Source organism: Arenibacter sp. 6A1, from assembly GCF_012272855.1.
Lineage (GTDB): Bacteria > Bacteroidota > Bacteroidia > Flavobacteriales > Flavobacteriaceae > Arenibacter.
The window spans coordinates 176,679-202,697 of the sequence record NZ_JAAXCQ010000009.1; the positions used below are offsets into that span (position 1 = coordinate 176,679).

A 26,019-nucleotide genomic window follows, 5' to 3' on the forward strand; every position below is an offset into this window, starting at 1 on the left:
TAAATATGCAATCATATAGAAAAATATTTTGGATGGTAACTGGACTCTTGATGGCAATGGTGTCCTGTTCCGATGAGGATTTCTTAGAGGAAAATCGTAAAGATGCCCTGACTACCGAAAATGCCTTTTTGACCAAATCACAATTCGAATCACTTTTAGGTTCAATGTATAGGAAGGTTCAGAATTTTTATAACGCTGGTGACGGCGATACCGATGCATGGCCATTGGGCTTAGGTACTGACGCAATGTTTTATCCAAGGGATGATTCTAAAATCTTTAATGATTGGACGCAATTAAACTCATTTGATGGGTATTCTAGTCGCTGGTATACATGGCAATATGAAATCATAAATTATGCCAATACGGTGATCGATGCTGCTCAAAAGGAAGGAGTAAAGTGGAACAGCGAAGAGGAACGAGATGCAATTATAGCCGAGGGCAAATTTTTCAGGGCCTTTGCTTATCGTAACTTGACCAATATTTTTGGAGGGGTCCCTATCTTGGATGCTCCGGTCGTAGCGCCTAAAGTTGATTATACTAGAAATACGCGCGAGGAATGTTGGCAATTTGCAAAAGACGATTTAGTATATGCCAGTAATCACCTACCTATTACAGCTTCTCTTCCAGGCAAAGTAACCAGAGCTGCTGCAGATCATTTGTTAGCCGAAATAAATATAGCTTTAAAGGATTGGGATGGTGCCATCGCAGCTTCGACAAGAGTGATTGACGGTTCTGATGGGGATTACCAATTAATGACTGGCCGGTTTGGTTCACGTGCCGATGAACCCGGTAAAAATATATATTGGGATCTTTTCCGCATGGGTAACCAAAATTACGACACCGGAAATAAAGAGGCTATTTGGGTAGCTCAGATGGAATTTAATGTGCCAGGAGGAACTGTGAATTTTGGTCGGCCTACAATTGAGCGAATGATGTGGTGCTTACATTGGAATTTTCAGAAAGCTGGATACTCAGGACAGGCCCAAGATTCAACCGGGAGAGGAGTAGCTTTTGTTAGGCCTACCACCCACACAAATTATACTGTTTGGCAAGGGGCGGAGAGCGATTTAAGAAATACAGAGGCCTCCATTAAGCGGAAGTACTACTTTGCAGATGATGTAGCTCCTTATAGTAAAGGCGATATCATTCCAAAATCATTTTTAACCACAAAAGAGGATTCTTTACTATTTATTTATCCCAATTGGTCCAAATTTGGTACCGATAAGCATTTAGACGGTAGACCGGATAATGGATATGTAAGAGACTATTATGTGATGCGCTTACCAGAGACCTATCTACTAAGAGCAGAGGCCCATTTAGGTAACAATAGACCAGATTTGGCTGCTGAAGATATAAATGTAATTCGCAATAGGGCCCAAGCCCCATTAGTAGATCCTGCCGATGTTGATATTGATTACATCTTGGATGAGCGTATCCGAGAGCTCTTTGGGGAGGAATTTCGATTGCTGACTTTGGGAAGACTAGGAAAGATTTACGATCGAACAAAACAGTTTGGTTACGAAACAGCGCAAAACTCCATAAAAGAACACAATAATCTATTTCCAATTCCACAGTCTGTTATTGACCGAAATGTTGGAGCAAAAATGGAACAAAATCCTGGATATTAATTGGAGGTTATAGCTATTAAATGTAAAACAACCATTAGTCCTATAATAACTAAAAATGGAAACCAATGAACAGAATTATATATAAAAAAATCGTTTACTTATTCTTGCCTTTAATAGGGTTTATAAGTTGTAATAACGATGACAGCTTTCAAGAAGATACGCGGCTTGCTGGAAAAGAGGGTGTTTATATATACCACCCTAATCCAGTTACTGGGGAAGAGTATACCACAGAAGAGTTGGGAGCGTTAACCTATGATCCCTATAAAATTGAAAAATATAGTGTGGGAGAAGATATTAGTCTTCAAGTAGTCGCTCAGGCAAGGCCACTAAAAATCATGGTAAGTTCAACGAGCAATCCTTCTATAGCAACAACCTTAACAGCTTTTAAGGCCTTTGGTGATGAATGGATATCGGAAAAATTCAAATCTGAAGTTACGGAACTTGGTTTAGAGGTAGGGGAGAGAATAACCCTCGATTTTGAGATAATTTATAACGACCAAAATAAATTTGGTTTTGATCGACCTTCTTTAGGAAGTACTTCTTTCGATATTGAAAGAGCAGAAGATAGGATTCCCGTTACTACAAGCTTTATAGTTTTTCTAAAAAAACAAATAGGGAATTTAATAGGATTGGAAACAGAGGATGAGGTAACTTCTATTGAAACAGATTTACTGACAGGTAGTGCTATAACATTTGATGGTACAAATGACCTTGTAACAATTGGAAATACACAGGAACTGGATTTCCGTTTCACAGAGAACCATTCCATAGGTTTTTGGGTAAAAACAACTTCTACCGTGAGTGATCCCGCCATGGTTAGTGATAAGGATTGGGGAAGTGGAGGTAATGATGGATTTGTTTTTGCTTATACCGGAGGCAGTTGGAAATTGAATTATGCTGGTGCCGGATCTCGTGTAGATTTAAACGGGGGGACAATTAATGACGGGAATTGGCATTTTTTAATGGCAACCTTTGACCGTAGTGGTGATCTAACTATATATCAAGATGGTGTAGCTCAGGGTAATGTGGATATATCTTCATTGGCAGGGGTCCCTATAAACAGTGGTTTGCCAATACGAATAGGTCAAGATGGAACAGGGAGTTATGGTATATGGTTTGAAGGCCAGATTGCTAATTTAGTGATTTATGATTACGTCCTAAATGCCGGGGAGGTAGAAAAAATATCAACGCCTTCAGGAGTTACTTTAAGAAGATCAATAGGTGCTGTTTCTAATATAGGAACAACCAATGAAGGAGATGCCACAGTAAGTATCGAAGAAAATCGCTACACCTATACCTTTAGTGGCTCCAATTATGTAACCTTAGATAATGATGGGGATTTGGATTTTAGATATGATGGTGATTATTCGATCTCTTTTTGGGTGAATACCACTTCAACAACTAGTGATCCTATTATGATCGGTGATCAAAATTGGGCCAGTTCAGGAAATAAAGGGTTGTCCATTGCTTTCCGCGGAGATAATTGGCGTGTTGCCGTTGGGGATGGTGCTGGTAATAAAGCTGATGCCGCAACGAGTGGCATACCTTTTAATGATGGTAATTGGCATATGCTCACGGTTACCCTGGATAGGGACGAAAACATGCTAATGTATCAGGATGGTGTCTTGGTGGCTAGTGCAGATATGTCCAACGTGACAAACACTGACAGTGGGAACCCGCTACGGATTGCCCAGGATGGAACAGGATCGTATGGAGTTCCTTTTCAAGGAAAAATAGCCAATAGTATGATTTTTGACTATGTCCTTTCTGCAGATGAAATAGCTGAATTATTCATAGAATAAAAGCACCTTTATTCTAAAAAAAAAGCTGAGTTTGTTAATTGGTTGATTCAGTAAAAGAAGTGCCATTGCATGATGTCAGTGGCATTTTCTTTACTCAAAATTGAAAAAGTTTATAAATTATGACAAAATCTTCTAGTATAGTTTTAATGCTTAATTTCTGCATTTTCAGTGCATCGCTGTTGCTATCGGAACCCTTTGTCGGGGAAACTGATTTTTTTGCAGAAATTGGCAATAAAACTCAACATGAACGCACGAGCTATTTGGAGGAAAAATCGCCTCCAAAATTCAAGGAAATTTCTTCGGACTCTCTTATTGGCGTCAGTCCAGACACTTTGGTCTATTACGTTTCAATAGACGGAAAGGATTCCAATAAGGGGACATTAAGTGAGCCTTTTGGTAGTATTGAAAAAGCATTGTCGGCCATAGAACTTAAGCGTGGTTCAAATACCAATATCAAGGCAACAGTAGTCTTTAAGCAAGGTAGTTATACTTATGATAAAACGGTATTTTTAAATAAGAATCATGCAAATATTACGATTAAAGGAACCCCTAAAGGAAAGGTGTCCTTTAATGGGGGGGTATCTATTTCCTTGTCACAGCTGGAACAGACTACTCTACCTGCTACTGCTTTTGTTAAGGAGCGTACAGTTTATGTAATCGATTTACAGAAACACGGAGTTCAAAATTTTGGTAAGGTGCGTAACGTAGGTTTTGCTAGACCCTATGGCCCTAGTTGGGGAGAACTGTTTGTGAACCATGAGCCCATGCACCTTTCACGTTGGCCAAACGAAAGCACAGTTCCAATCGGGGAAGTGCTCGATGAGGGATCTATTCCTAGATTTGACGATTTTTCTAATAGAGGGGGGATTATTCGCTACGATAATGCACGAATAGATCAATGGAGTAAAGAGAATAACGTATGGATTTCGGGCTACTTCCGCCATGGCTATGCAGATGATATGGTTCAGCTTTCCCAAATAAATGTGGATAAAAAAACCTTCAAGACTGCCTCACCAACCCTTTATGGTTTTGGACATGGTAAACCTTGGAATACTTGGTTTGGTGTCAATATTCTAGCAGAATTGGATGCGGATGGAGAATACTATGTGGATACGGACAATGGAAAACTATATTTTATCTATAGTAAAAATGAAATTGAAACCTTGGAGTTTTCAGTTTTGGAAACTCCTTTTATTCAAATTGAACACACAAATAACATTACTATTGAAGGAATAACTTTTGAGGTTTCTCGAGGTATTGGTCTTACCATGGACAATACGGAAAACATTACAATTCAAAATTGTGTCTTCCGAAATCTCGGTAGCTTAGGCATTGCGGTAGGTAAGGGAATTGAACCGTTTAGAGGGTATCCACACCAAGGTACCGGAGAACTCAAATCCGGAATCGTGGGAAGTTTGCAGCAACATCTTTATGCCAATACCATGACCCATCGGGAAGGTGGCAAGAATAACCGTATCATAAGCTGTGAGTTCTATCAACTTGGGGCAGGAGGGGTTTCCATGGGGGGAGGCAATAGGATTACTTTAGAAAAAGGTAACAATTCCGTAGAAAACAGTATACTGCACGACGTAAACCGTGTAGAAAAATCGTATCGAGCGCCCATACATCTTACTGGGGTGGGTAATAGTATTATGAATTGTGAAATCTACAATGCTCCAAGTATGGCCATTCTATTACATGGAAATGAACATCGAATTGAATATAATGACATCCATGATGTGTGTAGAGAGGTTGATGACCAAGGGGCAATTTATTATGGCCGGGATCCATCGGAAAGGGGACACAAGGTTTTTTACAATTATTTTCATCATATAGATGATACACACAGAACCACTGCGGTATACCATGATGATGGGGCTTGCGGTATGGAAGTTTTTGGAAATATCTTTTATAGGGCGGGAAGTCTTCCTGTCTTAATCGGTGGTGGTATGGACAATCCATATTCCAACAATATCTTTATTGGAGGCGATTTAGCCGTACATGTTGACAATAGGTTACAGAATTGGTCAAAGGCTACACTTGAAAATAATGGTGTTTTTGATAAGCGCTTGCAAGCTGTAAATTATAAATACCCTCCTTACAGTACCTCCTATCCACAATTGGTAAAGTATTGGGAAGATAATCCGGCAATACCAAAACGTAACACCTTTTCAAAAAATATTTTTTATAAGGTGAAAAACATCTATAATGGAAAGTCTGAATGGATGCCTTTCTTGGAAGATAATTGGATTACCACTGAAAATCCTGGGTTTGTAAATGAGGAAACATTGGATTTTAATCTGGAAAAAGGAGCCAAGATATATCAACAAGTTCCTGGTTTTAAACCCATCCCTTTTGACAAAATAGGGGTACAGAATCGTTCTGGTTCTAACTAAATAATAAGAAGCCATACATATATCATACGATTTTAAATGTCTTGTTATGGACTGTTTTAAGGAATTGGCAGCCTAGGAAAAAAAATGATTTTTCTTTTGTACCAATGAATGTTCACTTGCCTAGAGTTAAAAAAAAAATCTAGCATTTTTAAGTCTTGGCACAGTGTGGATATGAATAATATTAGAGTGAGTTAGTTTGTTAGTTGAGTTGTAGAGGTGCCATTGCTGGATGGCAATGGTATCTTTTTTATGTTTTTATATGAAATCTAAAATCTTTTTAAATAATGATTAGGCCCCAGAAAATAGTTAGAAAAACTTATTTATTCGTCCTCGGCAGCTTGTTTAGTATGGCAGGACTCTATGCCCAGGAAACTGATTTTTTTGCAGAGATTGGCAATAAAATTCAAAATGAACGCATGAGTCTTTTGGAGGAAAAACTTCCTCCAAAATTGCCTGAAATTGATATTCCTCTCAGCAAAGGAAAAAAACACTCCTTTAAAGAGGTGCGCGAAATCAGCACCAAAAAAGAGCTATATAAGGAGCTTGAAGTTTTAAAGAAAAAGTTCCTTCCCTTTATGGAGAACAAGGCTCCGGAAATCACAGAAACTAGAGAGCGGATTTATTTGACAGAATTTCAATGGAGACAGGAGACACCAGGGGACAGACAGAACTTTATGGCAACCCTAAAAGGGGAGGGGGAATGGAAGGATATTCAGGTACCCCATTTTGACGCCCCCTATGGGAGGGCTACCACCTACTATTACAAAAAGATGAATATTTCTGCTAATATGCTACAGGATCGAGCGCTCTTTGTTCATTTTAAGGCAGTAGATTATAAAGCCCATGTGTTTTTGAACGGGGCATATGTAGGTTCTCATGAAGGTTTTTTTGCGCCTTTTGAGTTTAATATTAGCAAGTATGCCAAAGAAGGCGAAAATGAGCTATTGGTTCAGGTAGAAAATGATTATACTACTACCGGTTTTGTAGCAGCCGGAAAAGAACGTTTTTTTGGCGATAAAATATATGGTGTTACCGGTCTTGGCTATGATAATTTTCACGATGGAGGTCATCAAGGGGCAGCCGGAATGGGAATTTATCAGGATTGTTACTTAGAATCTAGAGACCCTATTCATATCAACGATGTTTTTGTAAGACCACTTTATGATCAAGAAATGGCCGAAATTCGTATTGAAGTGAACAATTATCACGAAGATCGCAGGCCTATAAGCTTTGATTTATCCATATATGGCCAAAATTTTGAGGATATTGTTATCAAAGATTCCCTTATAATACCATCCGCACTACATGTACCCGGGATCGGAGATTTACAAAAACCAACCGATTGGCAGCATTCTAGAACCACATTAGGGTACGGTCCCAATTATTTCACCTACTATGTGAAAATTCCAGAATTTCGCTCTTGGAGTAATGATAGCCCTTGGTTGTATCAAGCACAGATAAAAGTCTTGGACGAAAATAATACTGTAGCCGATGTTCAAAAGCAAACCTTTGGGATGCGCTCCTTTACCATGGACACGGTCTCTATTCCCAAGGGACGTATGTATTTTAACAATAAAAAGATAAGGTTAAGAGGCGCCAATACCATGGGTTTTTTACAACAGGATGTATTTAAAAAAGATTGGGATCAGTTAATCGACGATATTCTATTGGCCAAGCTGACCAATATGAATTTTTTAAGGATGACCCAGCGTCCGGTACAGCCAGAAATCTATGAATATGCAGATATGTTGGGGCTGATGTTACAGACCGATTTTCCTACTTTTGGCGGTATTCGCTATAACCAATGGGAAGAAAGTGTTAGGCAGGTTTCCGAAATGGAGCGATTGATCCGGAATCATCCCAGTAATGTGATAATCACTTATATTAATGAGCGTTTTCCTAATGGGGAAGGGCATCCGCATAGAAACATGGCCACTCCAGAACAGTATTTCTCCCTGTTCCGAGCCATGGACGAGGCGGTTCTTAAGGAAAATCCAGACAGGGTAATTAAAAAATCGGACGGGGATTACGATCCGCCAACACCGGGATTGCCAGACAACCATTGTTACAACACTTGGTATAACGGACAAGGGCTGGGCATTGGAAAATTGTACAAAGGGTATTGGCAGTGGGTAAAACCAGACTGGTATTACGGTTGTGGTGAATTTGGTGCCGAGGCTTTGGATCCTGTTGAAGTGATGGAAAAATACTATCCTGAAGAATGGTTGCCTAAAGATAAAGAGGATGAGAAGAATTGGACTGCCAATCGTATCTATGCCGCACAGACCCATAAATTCCACTATATGTGGTACAATACGCAACATTCTTTACAAGATTGGGTAGATGCTAGTCACGACCATCAGGAGTGGGCATTAGAAACGGTTACAGAAGCCTTTAGGAGAGATTCGAGTATGGTGACCTTTGCCGCGCATTTGTTTATAGACGCTTGGCCGGCAGGATGGATGAAAACCATTATGGATGTAGATAGGAACCCAAAGAAGGGGTATTTTGCCTATAAAAATGCTCTAAAACCAACGATAGTAAGTATCCGTAGTGATAGAAAACATTTTTATGAAGAGGAGGCTATTGCAGTGGAATCGTGGATTGCCCATGATCCTAATAGCAGTCCTAAGGATTATTATATAAAGTATCAATTAGAGCAAGGAGGCAAAGTAATCTATACAGGAAGAAATGCCGCTGAAGTGCCTCATAACAGCTCAAAATTTCAGGGCTTTATAAAGTTTAATGCGCCAAAAGTAAAGCAGCGTACTTCTTTTGTTTTAAGGGCAGCAGTGTTTAATGGGGCTGGTAAAAGTGTGGATCAGACTACTATGGATATCGATATCTTCCCTAGGAAAGTGAATGCCAATTCGAGTACGGTTGCTTTTTTAGGGAAAGCAAACCAGACCACTACGTATTTGGAAAGCCATTTGGGAGAAACCGTAGTGCCCAATTGGAAGGATGCCGATGTTATTTGGGTAAGCAATTTTAAGGATTATGAAGCGAATAAGGAAAATTTAGAGCAGCTGGCCAAAGCAGGTAAGAAAGTTATTTTATACAATGTGCCGGTAGGCGATCATCTTATTGGAGATACGAAAGTGAAAGTTCAAAACACCTCTATGGGAAGCTATTATTTTACCTCGCCCCAAACAGGACATAGGTTTACTGAAAATGCCAAACCATTCGATTTCAAGATGTGGTACGATGAGGGCGCCGGGTATATTACTCCGTTCTTGGACAAGATTATCCTTGCAGAAAATTGGTTGCCGATATTGGCTACCGGGAATACGAATTGGACAGAGGACCATGGAGCTGCTATGGCTGCAGGGGAATTGAAAATAGGCAAGGGAGCCATTATTATGTGTCAGTTGGATATCAACAACCGATTAAAAACCAATCCTGTAGCTCATAATTTTGTTGAGCAAATCATTTTTAAATAAAAGCGTGTTATAAGATGTTAAATTCGATAAGAATCTTAAAACTAATAATTTGAAATTTAAAATGAGAAACATAGGTTTTCAGTTATCTATAGTTGTTTTGTTCTTTGTGCCAACCTTGTTTTTTGGTCAAGCATCCAAAAGTGGAATGCCTTTGCCCCAAACGGATAAATACAATGTCAATTGGAATAGCCCAAGTGAAAACTCTTTGGGCTCCATGCCAGCCGGCAATGGTGATGTAGGAATAAATGTATGGGCAGAAAAGAATGGAGATGTAATTTTTTATTTGGCAAAAACCGATGCTTGGAGTGAAAATGCCCGTTTGTTAAAAATAGGAAAAGTGAGGGTGTCGCTTACACCTAATCCGTTTAAGGAGGGGGGCTTTTTTCGCCAAGAACTAATTCTGAAAGATGGAAATATCCGTATTGAAGCTGGAGGAGGAAAAGACAAGGTTACTATAGATGTGTGGGTAGATGCAAATCACCCAGTAGTGGAGGTTAATGTAAGCAGTAAAAAGCCTCTTACAGCAAGTGCTAGTATGGAGTCCTGGAGGACAGAAACTCGTGAGTTGGATAATCCTGTCGAGTTGCATTCTGCATATGGTTTGCATGGAGAAGGCGCTCCCAAAGTTATTGTAGAAAGAGACACTCTTTTAAAAGGGTATGGTGACAAGATTGTGTGGGCACATCGTAATAATCGATCTATTTGGGAGGAGAATTTAAAACTTCAGGGCTTGGACGAATATATAGATGACAACACAGACCCTTTATTATATAGGACTTTTGGAGCATTTATGGAGTCAAAAGAGTTGGAGAGAACTGGACCAATGACCCTAACCTCCAAAGGAAAAGTAAAATCATTTTCTGTTTCCGTATTTGCGCATACAAGTGAAAATGCTACCCTAGATACTTGGGCTAATCAGCTGATTGCAATCTCAGATACTATCGGGAATAAATCACGGATCAAACGGTTTAAGGATCATCGGGAATGGTGGCAATCATTTTGGGATCGCAGTTATATTAATATTAGTAGTAGCAAGGAGAGTCAAAAAGAAGAGGTTTATAATATTAATCGCGGGTATGCTCTTCAACGATATATGTTAGCGTGCTCGGGTCGTGGAAATTCGCCCATAAAATTTAACGGTTCATTATTTACAGTAGATACCAAGGATTTAAAGGGGGAGTTTGAAGGATTTGATGCCGATTATCGTAGATGGGGAGGCCCTTATTGGTGGCAGAATACAAGATTGCCTTATTGGGCGATGCTTGCATCAGGCGATTTTGAGATGATGAAACCCCTTTTTAAAATGTATCGTGATGCATTGCCAATCCGTAAATCAGCTACTGAAAAATACTATGGTCACCAAGGGGCATTCTTTCCTGAAACTATGTATTTCTGGGGTACCTACGTGGATGGAAATTATGGAAGAGATCGAGAAAACTTGCCATTGGGAATGACCGAGAATTTATTTATCCGCCATTATTGGCAAAGTGGACTTGAGATTTCTTTGATGATGCTCGATTATTATTCCTTTACCAAGGACAAAGTGTTTCTTAAAGAAACCTTGTTGCCGGTAGTTTCTGAAATAATTCACTTTTACGATCAACATTGGGGTCGCGATGAGAACGGAAAAATTCGCTTTGATCCAGCCATGGCACTCGAAACATACAGTATGGCGGTGAATCCTTTACCGGAAATTGTGGGGATTAATAAGGTTTGTCATGAATTATTAAAACTGCCAGATACTGAAGTAAGTAGTTCCTATAAAGCACAATGGGCTAGACTTATCGGGGAAATGCCTCCAGTACCTATTCGAGAAGTGAATGGAGCGAGAATGTTGTCGCCGGCCCAGGAATTCAGTGGCAAACAAAATGCTGAAAATCCGGAATTATATGCTGTTTTCCCTTATCGTGCGTATGGCGTAGGAAAGCCTAATTTAGAACTAGCCCGAAATACATTTCACAATAGAGCTTTTAAACTTACTGGTGGCTGGCAACAAAATGCCATTAAGGCCGCTTATCTGGGACTCACCGATCAGGCTGCAAAATTAACATCCACTAATTTTAACACCAGTAACGGGGCTTATAGATTTCCAGCTATGTGGGGTCCTAATTATGATTGGACACCCGATCAGGATCACGGAGCAGTGGCAATGATAGCACTTCAAAGAATGTTACTTCAGTATGATGATGAGATTCATATATTGCCTGCCTGGCCCATAGATTGGGACGTAGATTTTAAATTGTTTGTACCAGGACGAGGTATTGTAAGGTGTAGGGTTGAAAAAGGAATAATAAAGCTATTGGAGCATACACCCAAAAAAGGAAACCTAAAGATAAATATTTCACCAGAATTTAATATGTAATATGATTTATATAAAAACATTTCTATTCCTTATCGGACTATGTGTCTTTCAGGGATGTAAGGAGAAAAATGAGCTCAGTACCCTTTCTTGGGGCATAGACCCCGGAGTTCCCGTGGCTCAATTAAAGAATAAAAAGGTGGTTGTTGAAAATAACGCTTTAAACGTTGTTTGGAGCCTCAAAAACGAGGCGGTATACCTAACCGAAATTACCAATAAATATGACGGCAGCAAGGTTAATCTGGAGGCGATTACGTTGTTTTCCATAGAAACTGCTGAGGGTACTAAATTAGACAATTCCCAATTTAAATTACAGGGAGACCTAGTCATAAAAGATATTGTGGCGACCGATAGCTTACCAACAAAGGCTTTACGGTTTACAGGAAAGTCAGTGGAGGGGGATTTTATCTCCAAAAATGGTGATTTGGCCATTAGATGGTCCGCTCAATTACGTGAAAGTTCCAACTATGTTAAACAGCATATTGAATTGCGTTCAATGGGTAAAAATATAGCCATACGGAAGGTTACTTTTTTCGATGGTAAATTACCCGGGGCTAGCTATTCCGGTTCGGTCTTGGGGTCGCCTATTACCTATAAGAACTTTTTCTTTGGAATGGAGCATCCCATCGCTCATAGCAAAGCTTTGGTGTCCCGAACAATAGGTTCGGTTACCGAAGAAAATATAGATGTTTCTGAAATTATTGACGGAGAAGGAGAATATATGGTTACCGTGGAACACGGAGGGGGGGCCGATGACTTTAATATCACTGCGATTTCCCTGTTAAAAGGGGATGAGGTGATCAGTGAAGACCAACAATTGCTTAATGGACATCACGGTAGTAGTATGTATAGTTTGAAGCTACAGGATTATGACGAGCAGGCTACTTATAGCGTAAAGGTAGCTTTGGTAAATAAGGACAAGGCCACTGGAGTTCTTCATATGTTTAAGAAGATTGATGGCGTATTAAATTTTTATGTCAATCGGGAAGATGTACTTGTACCGGGGAAATCTATTTCCGAATGGGCTGTGATCGGGGTGGCTCCAACTGGGCAACAACGTAGGTCCTTCCTTCATTATTTGGAAAGGGAAAGAGCAAGGCCTTATGAACAATTTTTACATTATAATTGTTGGTGGGATATTACGGACGATGGGGCCTCTAGCTTTACTTCGGAACAGCTTATTGAACGGATGACCGCATGGAATAGTAAGTTCATAGAACCCTTTGACATAAAACTGGACGCCTTCGTTTTTGACGACGGTTGGGACGATCTGGACAAGGTGTGGTATTTTGACCCCATAAAATTTCCCGTTGGGTTTGCCAAAGAGGCCGATTTATCTGCAAAATATAATTCCGGTATCGGGGTTTGGATGTCCCCGTTCGGTGGATATCTGGAAAATAAAAGAAGAAGAATGGAGTCGGGAAAACGCGAGGGATTGGAAACCAATGATAAAGGCTTAAGTCTGGCCGGGAAAAATTATTTCAACCGCTTCTATGAACGTTCTCTAGATATGATCAACAATTACAATGTCAAATATTTTAAGTACGATGGTTTTGGAGGATCCGAGCCAAAATTCCTTCCCGATATGGAGGCCGGTGCAGAACTGATTTCAAAACTAAGGGTGGCCGACCCAAATCTCTATGTCAATATTACAGTGGGCTCTTGGCCATCACCTTTTTGGCTTAAATATGCAGATTGTACCTGGCGTGGCTCTGGGGACCTTCATAATGCAGGACAAGGTAATGGTAGCCAGAAGTTTATAACCTATAGGGATGGTACCTTGCACAATAATATTGTCAATAGGGCCCCGTACTATCCTCTAAACTCCATAATGACGGTAGGTATCGCTTATGCGAACCTAGGACACCCTTCGCGCTTTATAACAGAAAACGAATCGGATTTCAAAGATATGGTAAGGTCCAGTTTTGCTTCAGGATCTAGTTTGCAAGAGCTCTATATTAGTCACGATAAGATGAAACCGGAGTTCTGGCCTATTTTGGCCGAAGCAGCCAAATGGGCCGATGACAACGAGGATGTTTTAATTGATACGCATTGGATAGGGGGAAGCCCAATTAATCTCGAGGTGTATGGGATGGCTTCCTGGAAACCAGGGAAGGGGATACTTTTCCTGCGAAATCCTGGTGAGAAAACCGTGGAGTACGGACTTAATCTTAACAAGGTTTTTGAACTTCCCGATAACTATAAAGGGACTTTCACCTTAAGAAGTCCATGGAAGGAAGATAGTAGCAAGAAAGAACTGACTATTGATTCGGAGGTTGTTCATAAGCTTAGTCTAAAACCATTCGAGGTTTTGGTATTGGAAACTTTCTAACGCGTGTTAATTGCTAAAAAAATGAGAAATTTATACCCTATTATAGTAGTACTTTTTATGATACAGATCGTACATCCACAAAAAGCTACCGTTCAGGAAGAAAATTTGAACATGAAAACCTATATGTTTGGAGATCCCGATCCAGTAGCCAATATTAACCGCATTTACCCCTATTTCCGCTTTGACGAATATACGGAGCAAGGGGCGTATAGGGATTGGAAAATGGTGGTGCTAGAGAACGAGTATATCAAGGTATATGTTTGTCCCGAGGTAGGGGGCAAGATATGGGGAGCGGTCGAAAAATCGACCGGAAAGGAATTCATGTACTTTAACGAGGTCGTAAAATTTAGGGATGTGGCCATGCGCGGAGCATGGACCTCTGGAGGTTTGGAATATAATTTTGGGGATATCGGACATATTCCCACCTGTGCCACCCCCGTTGACTATGCGTTAAAGGAATATCCCGATGGCAGTGTTTCCTGTGTGGTGGGGGCCCTGGACCTACCTTCTAGGACCAAATGGAACGTAGAAATAAAATTGGGCGCTGATAAGGCCTATTTCGAAACTACCGCCTCTTGGGCAAATACCAATGAAGTTCCGGTAACGTATTACCATTGGATGAATGCCGCGGCCAAAGCCGATGGTGACCTGGAGTTTATTTATCCCGGGAAGAAAAGAATCGGTCATGGAGGTGAGTTGGGAGAATGGCCCATAGATAATAATAGGGAAATTTCAAAATACGAAAACAACGATTTCGGGATTTATAAATCCTATCATATAATAGATAGTTACTCGGACTTTTTCGGTGGCTATTGGCACGAGGACGATTTTGGTTTTGGACATTATGCCAATTACGAGGATAAACCTGGTAAGAAAATATGGATATGGGGTTTATCCGACCAAGGTATGATATGGGAAGACCTGCTTACCGATTCCAATGGACAATATATAGAATACCAGGCCGGGAAACTCTTTAACCAAGCGGCCAATAGTAGTACGTTTACGCCCTTCAAGCATAGGGAATTTATGCCCTATGATGTAGATGTCGCCAAAGAGTTATGGTTTCCACTTAAAGGAACCAAAGGGATGGTCGCCGCCTCTGAATATGGGGTATTGAACGTGGAAAGAAAGGGCGATAAAGTAGAGCTCCGCTTGAGTGCCCTACAGCCGTTAGACACTTATATAGAGGTAAAGACAGGGGATGAAAAACATTTGAATAAGAAAATAGCCCTAAATACGCTTGAGCTATTTACAGAAACCCTGACCCTTGAAGAAGATCAATATTTTGAGGTGATCCTAGGAAATAAATTATTGACCTTTTGTTCGGATGAAACTTCGGCACTTCTAGAACGCCCTTATGAATCGGAAACGAATTTTGATTGGGAATCTTCCTATGGGTTATTTGTCAAAGGTTTTGAACTGGAAAAACAACGGAGATATACCGAAGCCCATGAAACCTATTTTCAAAGTTTTAAAAAAGAAGCGACCCATGTACCTAGCCTGAACAGGTTGGCTTTGAGTTTTTATCGTATGGAAGATTGGCCCATGGCATTGGAATTTTCCAAAAAGGCTCTTGCTGTAGACACCTATGATGGTTTGGGTAATTATTTATACGGATTGGCCAATAAAGCCTTGGGGAAAATCGCCGATGCCAAAAGCGGATTTTCAATTGCTGCACAATCCGTAGGAATGCGAACGGCGTCCTATACAGAATTGGCAAAACTTTTTATGAAAGAAGGGCAGGAGGCAAAAGCACTGGAATATACAAACAAGGCTTTGGCATACAATACCAATAATATTGCTGCTTTGGAACATCAGGCACTATTATATCGAAAAAGGGGGAATAAGGGAGAAGCTAAAAAAGTGCTTGCCAAAATTTATGAAAACGATGCTACCAATCTATTTAATGTTTTTGAAAATTACTTTTTGGGGGCATTATCACAGAAAGAAGCTCAGGTAAGGGTGACCAACGAGTTACCTTCCGAGTCTTATTTGGAATTGGCGTTACAATATTTGGCCTATGGGCAAGAAGAGGATGCTTTACAGATTCTAAAATTAGCGCCCCAACATCCTGTGGTTGCATTGTATATAGCTTATTTGAGCAAAGAAGATCAAAACAATCTTATGGGTATGGCCCTGTCCATGAATGCAGACATGGTATTTCCTCATAGAACGGAGACCGGCATGGTCTTGAAGGAATTTTTAAATAATAACGATCACTGGAAATTAAAATACTATCTGGCGCTACAACAATGGAGCAAGGGAAATTTGGAAGAGGCCAAGAAGTTGTTCTTGGAGTGTGGTAATGAACCGGATTTTGTCCCCTTTTATTTGGCAAAGATCAAATTGTTCCCAGAAAGTGAAGATACTAGACTTAGCGCCCTTGAAAGAGTGGGGCATTTGGATAAGGATAATTGGAGGGTGCAACTTGCCTGGATAGAACATTATATAGAAACCGATCAGTGGAAAGCCGCTAAAAACCTCACAAAAAAGGCCTTGTCCAAATTTCCAGAAAAGGCGGTATTGGGAATGCGTTATGCAAAAATATTGTTGGAATTAAAGGAGTATAAGGCAACACTGGATTTCCTTGAAACTTTTAATTTACTGCCTTTTGAAGGGGCAACCGAAGGGAGAAGGGTATACCATGAGACCTGCATCCGGTTATCTTTGGAAGCTTTCATGTCTAAAGAGTACGACCAGGCTATAAACTTCGCCAAAAAAGCCAAATTATGGCCCAAAAACTTGGGTGTAGGCAAACATTACGATGTAGATGAACGATTGGATAATTATCTTTTGGCATTAGCGTACGAGAGGAAAGGAGATTCAGAAACTGCCAAAAATTATTATGAGGCAATAATGGCACATAAAACCCCCGAATACCTTAACGAAAGTTCAAAACTGTATTTACAGCTACTGGTTTTGGAAAAGTTTAATAAAAATGGAGAGCTTCACGGTATATTAGAACAGCAAATGAAAGCAGTAGAAGACAATAAATATTTAGAATGGGCCATTGCCCGATATAAGGATGCCGATCATGAAGCTGTAAAAAAAGCTATACTTAGTTCAAACGAAGAGGTACATGCCTATGATACCAAATTTGTGGATGCCGAGTTTAAGCTGGTTACAAGCGTTGTTGAATTACTAAATATAAGAAAATAATATGCGTGTAAAAGTAAAGAAGGTTTGTAAAGCCCTTTTTTTGATGGGTTTTACCGTTGTGATTTCTGGTTGTAACCATAAAGAGGCATCAAAGGCCAACGAGATGATTTTCCCAAAAGGAATTACAGTAGCGGAAAATCGCTTTGTGGATGATTTAGGCAGGCAGGTCATACTTAGCGGCATCAACGTGGTAAGCAAAAATAAAAAGGAAAATTACCTATTTCGGGGCGGCCCCGAGTTTTACCGGGATTTAAAAAAATGGGGCTTTAACAGTATTCGGTTTATTATGATCTGGGACGGTCTTGAACCTGAACCGGGGGTGTACAATGAGGCATACTTACAAGAAATCGATAAACGTATTCAGTGGGCTGGGGATAATGGACTCTTTGTGATTTTGGATATGCATCAAGATCTCTTTAGTGTCAAATATGCAGATGGTGCCCCGGAATGGGCTACTTTGGATGAGGGTAAATCACATATTACCGGTGATGTCTGGAGCGATGCCTATATGATGAGTCCGGCAGTTCAGACGGCTTTTGATAATTTTTGGGCAAATAAAGAGGTGCCCAATGGCGTTGGACTTCAGGATCATTACGCAAATCTCTGGCAGCATATTGCCAAGCGCTATGCTGATAACCCTACGGTTATTGGTTATGATGTAATGAACGAGCCTTTTCCGGGTTCCGCTGCCCTAGAAGCAACGCCTATACTCTTAAAAGCCTATGGGGAATTACTGTATTCCATATCCGGTCAGCAGCGCACAGAAGAAGAACTGATGCTTATTTGGGGCGATGTGAACCAACGTACAGAAGCCTTAAAGCATATAGCTTCGCAAGAGAATTTTGCAAAAGTAATCGATGCCCTTTTTCCCTTGACCCAAACTTTTGAGTCCGAATTTTTACAACCCTTTTATCAAAAAGTCAGCAATGCGATTCGGGAGGTAGATTCCCGTAGTATTTTATTTTTGGAACATTCCTATTTTGGGAATATGGGGGTAAGAAGCAGTATTGAAAGGACGAAGCTTCCAAATGGAGAATATGATCCTTTGGTTGCTTATGCTCCTCATGGGTACGATTTAGTTACGGATACAGAAAAAGCTTCAGAGGCCTCTTCGGAAAGAGTGAACTTTATTTATAACCGTATCAAAGAAAAAGGAAATGCTTTAGGTATGCCGGTATGGATGGGCGAGTGGGGCGCTTTTTATGATCATGGAGAGGGAATTGTATCGGTAGCCCAACATGCTATGGATCAAATAGAAACACATAATTATGGAAATGCGTATTGGTCCTATGATCCAGGCATGGAACATCAATCTTATTTTAAACAAGTGATTATTAGACCTTATCCTGCCTATATTAACGGAGAACTAGTAGGGTATGGGAATAATTTTGAAAAAAATATACTGCAAGTGCGGTGGCGAGAGGACAAGAATAATAAAGCACCTACTATAATATATATTCCGAAACTTTCGTCTTTAGACCAAGAAAATATAGATGGTTCCTTTAATCATAAAATCAATCGCATTTCCAAGTCGGATGCATGTTGGTTGATCATCCCCGCGATAGGTCAGAATGAAGATAGAGAACTTACGGTATCTTTTAATAGGTCTTAGAATAAGTATTATCGGTACTATGTGAACGGTACCATGAAATAGCTCAGGTATAACATAATAAATTTAAATAAAATGATAAACAAAGGACACAATAGACAAATTTTGAGGATAATAATGCTAGGCCTTATTTTTTTTAGTGGGCACATTTCGTTAAAAGCCCAGAATAAGGTTTTGATCATAGGGATAGATGGTACGCGACCAGATGCCCTTTTAACGGCAAAAACCCCCAACCTTGACGGACTTTGGCAAAATGGGGCTTATTCTTTTAGAGCAAAGACAGACCCTTTGAGTTGGAGCGGGGTGTGTTGGACGAGTATGTTGACTGGTGTTTGGAAAGAAAAGCATAAGGTTTATTCCAATTCGTATAAGAATCCAAATGTCAAGGATTATCCGCACTTCTTTAGAAGGGCAAGGGAACAAAAGCCCAATTTAAAAACGTATTCCATTGCCAATTGGAAGCCCGTACATACTATATTACAAGAAAACGATGCAACGGTAACCATTCACAGAAAAACAGATGCGGCGGTAACCAAACAAGTAGTGAAGACCTTAAAAAACACGGATGTAGATGTTCTATTTCTGCATTTGGACAATGTAGACCACGCCGGTCATAAATATGGGTATGCATTGGAAAATAAAAAATATATAGGAGCTATTGAGAAAACAGATAAAAAAGTTGGGGAAATAATAAAGGCCTTAAAAAAGCGTAAGGATTATGAGAAGGAAAATTGGCTGGTTCTTGTATCTACGGACCATGGGGGCAGTGGAAAAGGACATGGCGAGGCTATTCCGGAACATACCACTATATTTTACATTGCTTCTGGAAAGGATGTAACTAAAGGGGAAATAAAAAAACAGGTAAATGTAATAGATGTGGCCGTTACTGCACTAAAGCATTTAGAAGTGGATATTAAAAAAGATTGGCAGCTCGATGGGGAAGTATCGGGCCTATAGCAAATGGTGAATTATACAGTTTAAAATTAGTGTTTGATGAATAAGTTTTTAAGTATTGCAATCTTTATTTTGTTCGGGAATATGGTCTTGGCCCAAGACATATATGTGTCGCCCTCAGGTATGGACTCGGGAAAAGGCTCCTTTAAATCGCCTTATAAAACCTTAGGAAAGGCCTTGGAAAAGGCTAAAAAAATAAAAGGAAAGAACTCAAAAAGAGCGGTGTCTATTAGCCTAAGGGAAGGGGTGTATGACATTCTAGAAACCATAGCGTTAGGAGCTGAGAATTCATTTGTAAAGATCGAAGCATATAAAGGAGAAAAAGTTGTTTTCTCGGGCGGACAGTCTATTCCTTTGTCGTTGGTAAAGGAAAGTAATCTTGGGGTAGGCTTCGATAAAAGCAATCATACTATCTATGAAGTAGATCTTCGAAAAGTGGGAATTACCAATTTCGGAACGCTCCGAAATGTAGGTTTTTCCCGTCCGTATGGGCCAGCATGGGGAGAATTGTTCGTGAATAAAAAAGCAATGCACCTGGCACGTTGGCCCAATGAAGGTATGGTGCCAATGGGAAAGGTATTAGAAAAAGGATCAATACCAAGGGAAGATGATTTCTCTGATAAAGGAGGGGTGATAGCCTACGATTCTCTACGTATCAATACCTGGGCCAAGGAAAAAAATGCTTGGATGGCCGGATATTTTATGCACGGTTATGCTGATGATATGGTTAAAATTAAAAGTATAGATACCTTAAAACAAACCCTTACCACCGCCTCGGCTACCTTGTACGGCTATGGTGATGGTAAGCCTTGGCAAAAATGGTACGGTGTAAATATATTAGCTGAATTGGATGCGCCAGGGGAATATTATGTAGATAAAGAAAAGGGGTTACTTTACTTTGCTTCGGACGAAAAGGAAATCGCTAGTTTGGAGTTTTCTGTTCTCGAACGACCATTTTTTCAGATCGAGGATGCAGAAGGGATTGTAATTAGAGGTATTTCCTTCCAAAATTCTCGCGGTATGGGAATTGCCATGACTAACACCAAAGGAGTGATCATAGAAGCTTGTAATTTTAAGAATTTAGGGAGTTTAGGTATTTCTGTCGGTAAGGGGATAGAAGCATTTGCCGAATACAGACACGAAGGCACGGGTACTGTAAAAACAGGAGAGATAGGGAGTTTACTACAACACCTATATAGCAATACTACTTTTAATAGAGAAGGTGGTTCTAATAATAAGATCGTCAACTGTACTTTTTCCCAATTAGGCGCTGGTGGCGTTTCATTGGGTGGCGGAAACCGCTTAACCTTAGAACCAGGGAACAACGTTGTAGAAGATTGTTTGTTTTTTGATATTAATAGAATAGAAAAATCATATAGACCTGCAGTGCACCTTACCGGAGTAGGCAACAAAGTATTACATAATGAAATGTACGATTTGCCAAGTGTGGCTATTTTAATGCACGGGAATAACCATACTATAGAATATAACTACATTCACGAAGTATGCTTGGAAGTAGAAGATATGGGGGCCATTTATTACGGGAGGGACCCTTCTGAAAGAGGAACAATAGTTAGGTATAACTATATAGCCAATATTCCGGACGAATATAATACCAGTGCAGTATACCATGACGATGCTGCCTGTGGGTTAACCGTTACGGATAATATTTTCTACAAAGCCGGAAAACTCAATGTTTTAATAGGAGGTGGTTCGGATAATATATATAAGAACAATTTTTTTATAGAAAGTAAAGTAGGTGTCCGAACAGGGAATAGACTGCAAACATGGGCAAAATGGGTTTTAGAAGAGGGTGGACTTTTTCAGAAACGTATGGCAGCTGTGAACTATGCAGAAGCACCCTATGTGGTCCAATATCCAACACTTAAAAACTATTTCGAAAATGCAGAAATTCCAACAGGAAACCTGGTTGCGGAGAATGTATTTATAAATGTGAAGGAAGTATTTGTTGGTAAAAAAGAATGGTTAGGGTATTCAGATTCTAATGTGACAGCAACAAAAGACCTGCCGAACATTAATTCTAAAAAGGAGTTTCAAGATTTGTTAGAAGATATAATCCCAGGGGTTAAAAATATTCCGATACAGAAAATTGGATTAAAAAGCAGTAAAGGAAGGCGATGAGGTGATGGATTAACCTTTTGGAAAGATAAATCACATTCATCAATAATCAAAACATTAAATCATTGTCCCAGAAGTCTATACTGACTAGGAGTAAGAGCATATCCTTACGGCGACACTAGGGAGGAAGTATGAAAAAGGGTCGGACCTTAAGAAAGTCCGACCCCTTTTATTTGAAACAGCTATATTAAAACAACCAAGCCTAACAAATCCTTACCTATATAAGGTATTGTCATGAGAGATAAGGTGGTCTTTTACGTTGTTCTGAAATTGCTGCGGGGTTTGCTCGGCATGGGTTTTAAAAAACCTGCTAAAATAAGAGTGATCTTTAAAACCTAGGTTATAGGCGATTTCCTTAATGGTGTTCTCGCTATGTATAATTTGGCGCTTGGCCTCTTGTATTAAGCGATCATGAATTATTTGTACCGCTGTTTTGTCCAGTTTTTCTTTTAGGATTTGGTTTAGGCGCTTGGCACTAATCCCTAGTTGGTCGGCATAAAAGTCGGCATTTCGTTTTTCCTGATAGTTGTCTTCAAGCAACAGCATAAACTCGTACACTCGTTTTTCATTAATATCCTGTAGGGTAAAATGTTGTTCCTTTAACTGTATCAATTTTAATAAAAACACTTTTAAGAGCGCTTTTAGCATGACTAAATTGATGGTTTCTTTTTGGTATTCTTCTTCCAATAACTGATATACATCAACCAATCCTTTAGCGGTCTCTTCATTTACCTGTAGGCAAGAAAACTCTCCTTGTACATTAAACATTCTAAAGACATCTAATAAAAACTCCTTTAAGTCACCTTCCAATAAGTCTTGTTTAAAGGAAATAAGGACACCGTTTTTACCGGCCTTATTTAACTGATGAACCCTATACGGGGGGATCAGATAAATCCAATCTCCTTTTAAGGTCTGAAAATCGTGTTGTGGCACATGAAGCGCATCTTCGTTACGCAGCCAAACAACCTCGTAAAAATCCCTTCTAGCAGGGTCGTTTAGATAGGCAGGTGGACAATTACCTAAATTTTTTATATATAAAACCTTATCACTTAGCATAAAAACCGTTTTTGACAGAAAAACAGGGGTCATTTTTTAGGCCTGAAATTGACCAAAAACAACGCTGTTTCCAAAATGTACCACAAAAATAGGAAATAATACTAGCACTTTTATGGATATGGGCAAATTGTACTACACAAGTGTCAAATAGTGTAACTGAGCTAGGGGATGGCTGCCATATCTTTGCATCGCAGATTGATAGTCATACAAATTTCAAGTAGAAAAGTTATGGAAAACACAATTACATTAGAGGCAACCCAGGAGACACATTTAGTGGCAACGGCAATGCAAACCATTATGGATGAGCATTGTACGTTAACTTCAAACATAAATCCTGAAGAAATTGCAGCTTTGATGCCAGCGATCAACAAGGCCAAAGGTATTTTCTTAATGGGTGCGGGGAGAACCGGACTTATGATGAAAGCATCGGCCATGCGTTTAATGCATTTAGGGTACAAAGTATATGTAGTAGGTGAAACTACCACTCCAGCGATCGGAGAAGGAGATCTATTAATCGCCGGATCTGGATCTGGAACAACAGCTGGCATTGTAAGATCGGCAGAAACTGCTAAAAACGAGGGAGCAAGTGTCATTTGTTTTACAACAAGTCCAGCTTCCCCATTGGCAACCTTGGCAGACTATACCGTTACCATCCCTGCAGCACAAAAACAGGCAAGAGACGAGGATGTTTCTAAACAATATGCCGGTAGCCTTTTTGAGCAATCGCTTTTATTGAGCTTTGATGCCCTGATACAAGCCCTTTGGGAAATAGACGGCAGTACAGCTTCAGAATTATGGAAGCGCCACGCAAACATGGAATAATAGAGAATACATTAGAATAATTTATAAACAAAAAACAATTTAAATAATAATATTATGGCAAAATTACAAGTAGCAATCGATTTATTGAAAATAGAAGACGCAATTGCATTAGCAACTAAAGTGGCTCCTTACGTAGACATTATTGAATTAGGAACTCCACTTATCAAGAGTGAAGGTTTATCCGGAATCAGAAAGATGAAAGATGCTTTTCCTGACAAAATAGTTTTAGCTGATTTTAAAACTGCTGATGCAGGTGAATTAGAAGCTGAAATGGCTTTTGGAGCTGGTGCAGATTTAATCACTGTTTTAGGAACTACAGGTGACTCAACCATCGCTGGAGCTGTAAAAGCTGCTAAAGCACATGGTAAAGGTGTTGTTGTAGATACTATCGGTGTTCAGGATAGAGTAAAACGTGCTCAAGAAGCGATCGCTTTAGGTGCTGAGTTCGTAGAATTACACGCTGGTTTAGATGAGCAAGGAGAAGCTGGATACTCTATCCAAGTTCTTATTGACGAAGCTGCAAGAGCTGGTGTTTCTGTATCAATCGCCGGTGGTGTAAACAAGAACAGCGTTGCTGCCGTTAAAGAATCTGGAGCTATCGTAGCAGTTGCTGGTGCAGCTATTTACGGAGCAGCAGATCCTGCACAAGCAGCAAAAGAATTGAAAGAACTTTTGAACGCATAAGGATTTCTTAGTTAGTAGGCTTACTTTCTAATAATCAGGCAAGTCCCCATAAATTAATTTTTATCGGGGATTTGTTGTTTTATAAACACAAGGATTCATTTCTGAATATCCTTCCATACCATTCTCCTAGATGTATATGATCGGTCAATGAAGAGGCTTTTTTTGTGGGCGTTCCCCTAAAGGGTCGCTCTTTCCGCTATATCTTTTTTCGGCGGAAAGACCGCCCAAAAAAGGATGCCGCTGCAATAGCTAACGCATGATTCAGTGAACAATAATCAATTAGCAATAAACAATATCTAAAACCGGTCAACACTCATCAGGGAAGTACCTAGGGCCGCGCGGAAATTGCAATGATTTAAATTTGTAGTTAGGTGCCAGCTGGCGCGTTGGCATTGGTTGCCGTCATTTTCAATAAACCATAACCATTTAGAGAAGAGAGTAGAGAGGACCGCTCTGTAAATGCACGACTTGCATTTGTAGGCAGGGGCCAGTTGGCGCCTTGGCCTTGGATGTAGTCAATTTCAATAAACAATAACCATTTAGAGAAGAGAGAAGAGAAAAAAGAATAGTCAGTAATTGGTAACCAGTAAACAGAAAAACTAAAGATTCAGGTTTTATGGAATTCTATGGTTTTTCATGAAACAGATTGCTAGTTGCATCATCCCTACAATCCCTAGCCCCCTTTACGCCTTAGGTGCACACGGTACAGAGGAATCCGCTTGATTTAACCTTGTTATCAAGTTCACGAAATACCGAATTAACGATTTAACAAATTCCCGAATTATCTTTTTATAAGTTTTATCTTTTTTGGCCTACCGAAAATTTATCGTAAAATTTGAGTGAGGATCGAACGATAAGAAATAGTCCTGTGGACTATTTTAGTGAAGAGGCCAGCCTGCCGCGCTGGAGATTTTAGGCTGTCTGAGCTATACGTATTATTCTCATTTACCGGTATTTTTAAAGCGAGTTCCTAAAATTTAGGTGCTAACAAAAAAAATAATCTGAATGAATCATTTCACAAGTTAGGCCAACGCCACGGCTGGCTCCTCCAACCAAAGGTACACAGTACCTTCGGTTCTCGGCCCTAGTTCGTTTTTTATTCATGGGCATACCTATTGTTTTTTAAAGGTATTCATGAATGCTCCGCATTTCATCAATGGAAAAAATGAACAGAAAACGTGAAGTTTCAGGCCTGAAGAACCGTCCTTAAAAAGAAGAAAGCCTCATTGGTATGGTATATTATAAAATACCATAATGGAATTTGGTTTTTTCGTGAAAAGGATCGGCTTGAATTTGAGAGGACAGGTGAAATTAATGAGATTCTTTAGTTGTTTTTCATTTAGGTCTACCGTTAACCGCGGTAAATCAGCCTCATAGTTTCGACTCTAAATAGCTACAAAACCTTGACTAAGACCGGTACATTTTCACATTGATTCATTGCTGCATTAAACAATTGGTACATTTCCACATTGATCCCATTGTTACATTATAAACCTTCAGATTCTCAATAAAGAAAATCACTCCAATTCTTGCATTTCACACATTGTTTATTGAAAAAGCGTTAGGGACCGCAGCGGCATCCCCGTAGCGGAGCAAGGGATACAGCGGAGTGCCCGACCGCCGCAGGGGGTAACGCCCA

The 26,019-nt window shown here is 39.9% G+C and carries 13 protein-coding genes; 12 read left to right on the forward strand and 1 reads right to left on the reverse strand.

The annotated features are described in order from the left end of the window. Positions 1 to 5: 5 nt before the first annotated feature. The 10 genes from HCG49_RS10455 (at position 6) to HCG49_RS10500 (ending at position 21,821) form a co-directional block, all read left to right on the forward strand. On the forward strand, positions 6 to 1,628 hold the full coding sequence (locus HCG49_RS10455; RefSeq protein ID WP_168469476.1) for a RagB/SusD family nutrient uptake outer membrane protein: 1,623 nt from the start codon (positions 6 to 8) through the stop codon (positions 1,626 to 1,628). A gap of 65 nt (positions 1,629 to 1,693) precedes the next feature. Then, entirely contained in the window at positions 1,694 to 3,430 is a 1,737-nt protein-coding gene (locus HCG49_RS10460) for a LamG domain-containing protein (RefSeq protein WP_168469477.1), read from the forward strand. Between the two features lie 119 nt (positions 3,431 to 3,549). Then, the gene (locus tag HCG49_RS18450; RefSeq protein WP_205764380.1) at positions 3,550 to 5,826 is read left to right on the forward strand and encodes a right-handed parallel beta-helix repeat-containing protein; all 2,277 of its coding nucleotides are present in this window, start codon (positions 3,550 to 3,552) and stop codon (positions 5,824 to 5,826) included. Between the two features lie 284 nt (positions 5,827 to 6,110). Next, entirely contained in the window at positions 6,111 to 9,266 is a 3,156-nt protein-coding gene (locus tag HCG49_RS10470; RefSeq protein WP_168469478.1) for a glycoside hydrolase family 2 protein, read from the forward strand. 61 nt (positions 9,267 to 9,327) lie between these two features. Then, the gene (locus tag HCG49_RS10475; protein WP_168469479.1) at positions 9,328 to 11,628 is read left to right on the forward strand and encodes a DUF5703 domain-containing protein; all 2,301 of its coding nucleotides are present in this window, start codon (positions 9,328 to 9,330) and stop codon (positions 11,626 to 11,628) included. 1 nt (position 11,629) lies between these two features. Continuing rightward, positions 11,630 to 13,957: a hypothetical protein gene (locus tag HCG49_RS10480; RefSeq protein WP_168469480.1), complete on the forward strand. Its 2,328-nt coding sequence runs from the start codon at positions 11,630 to 11,632 to the stop codon at positions 13,955 to 13,957. 21 nt (positions 13,958 to 13,978) lie between these two features. Continuing rightward, positions 13,979 to 17,116, forward strand: coding sequence for a DUF5107 domain-containing protein (locus HCG49_RS10485; protein WP_168469481.1), 3,138 nt, complete (start codon positions 13,979 to 13,981; stop codon positions 17,114 to 17,116). Position 17,117: 1 nt separating this feature from the next. Beyond that, positions 17,118 to 18,728, forward strand: coding sequence for a cellulase family glycosylhydrolase (locus HCG49_RS10490; protein WP_168469482.1), 1,611 nt, complete (start codon positions 17,118 to 17,120; stop codon positions 18,726 to 18,728). A gap of 72 nt (positions 18,729 to 18,800) precedes the next feature. Continuing rightward, the gene (locus HCG49_RS10495; protein WP_168469483.1) at positions 18,801 to 19,682 is read left to right on the forward strand and encodes an alkaline phosphatase family protein; all 882 of its coding nucleotides are present in this window, start codon (positions 18,801 to 18,803) and stop codon (positions 19,680 to 19,682) included. 36 nt (positions 19,683 to 19,718) lie between these two features. Next, on the forward strand, positions 19,719 to 21,821 hold the full coding sequence (locus tag HCG49_RS10500; protein WP_168469484.1) for a right-handed parallel beta-helix repeat-containing protein: 2,103 nt from the start codon (positions 19,719 to 19,721) through the stop codon (positions 21,819 to 21,821). 210 nt (positions 21,822 to 22,031) lie between these two features. Here HCG49_RS10500 and HCG49_RS10505 read toward each other — a convergent pair whose 3' ends face one another. Then, positions 22,032 to 22,874, reverse strand: coding sequence for a helix-turn-helix domain-containing protein (locus HCG49_RS10505; RefSeq protein WP_168469485.1), 843 nt, complete (start codon positions 22,872 to 22,874; stop codon positions 22,032 to 22,034). 228 nt (positions 22,875 to 23,102) lie between these two features. On the opposite strand from HCG49_RS10505, the gene hxlB reads away from it, so the two are divergent. Both hxlB and hxlA read left to right on the forward strand, forming a co-directional pair. Continuing rightward, the gene (gene hxlB / locus HCG49_RS10510; RefSeq protein ID WP_168469486.1) at positions 23,103 to 23,696 is read left to right on the forward strand and encodes a 6-phospho-3-hexuloisomerase; all 594 of its coding nucleotides are present in this window, start codon (positions 23,103 to 23,105) and stop codon (positions 23,694 to 23,696) included. A gap of 54 nt (positions 23,697 to 23,750) precedes the next feature. Next, positions 23,751 to 24,380: a 3-hexulose-6-phosphate synthase gene (gene hxlA, locus HCG49_RS10515; protein ID WP_168469487.1), complete on the forward strand. Its 630-nt coding sequence runs from the start codon at positions 23,751 to 23,753 to the stop codon at positions 24,378 to 24,380. Positions 24,381 to 26,019 lie beyond the last annotated feature (1,639 nt).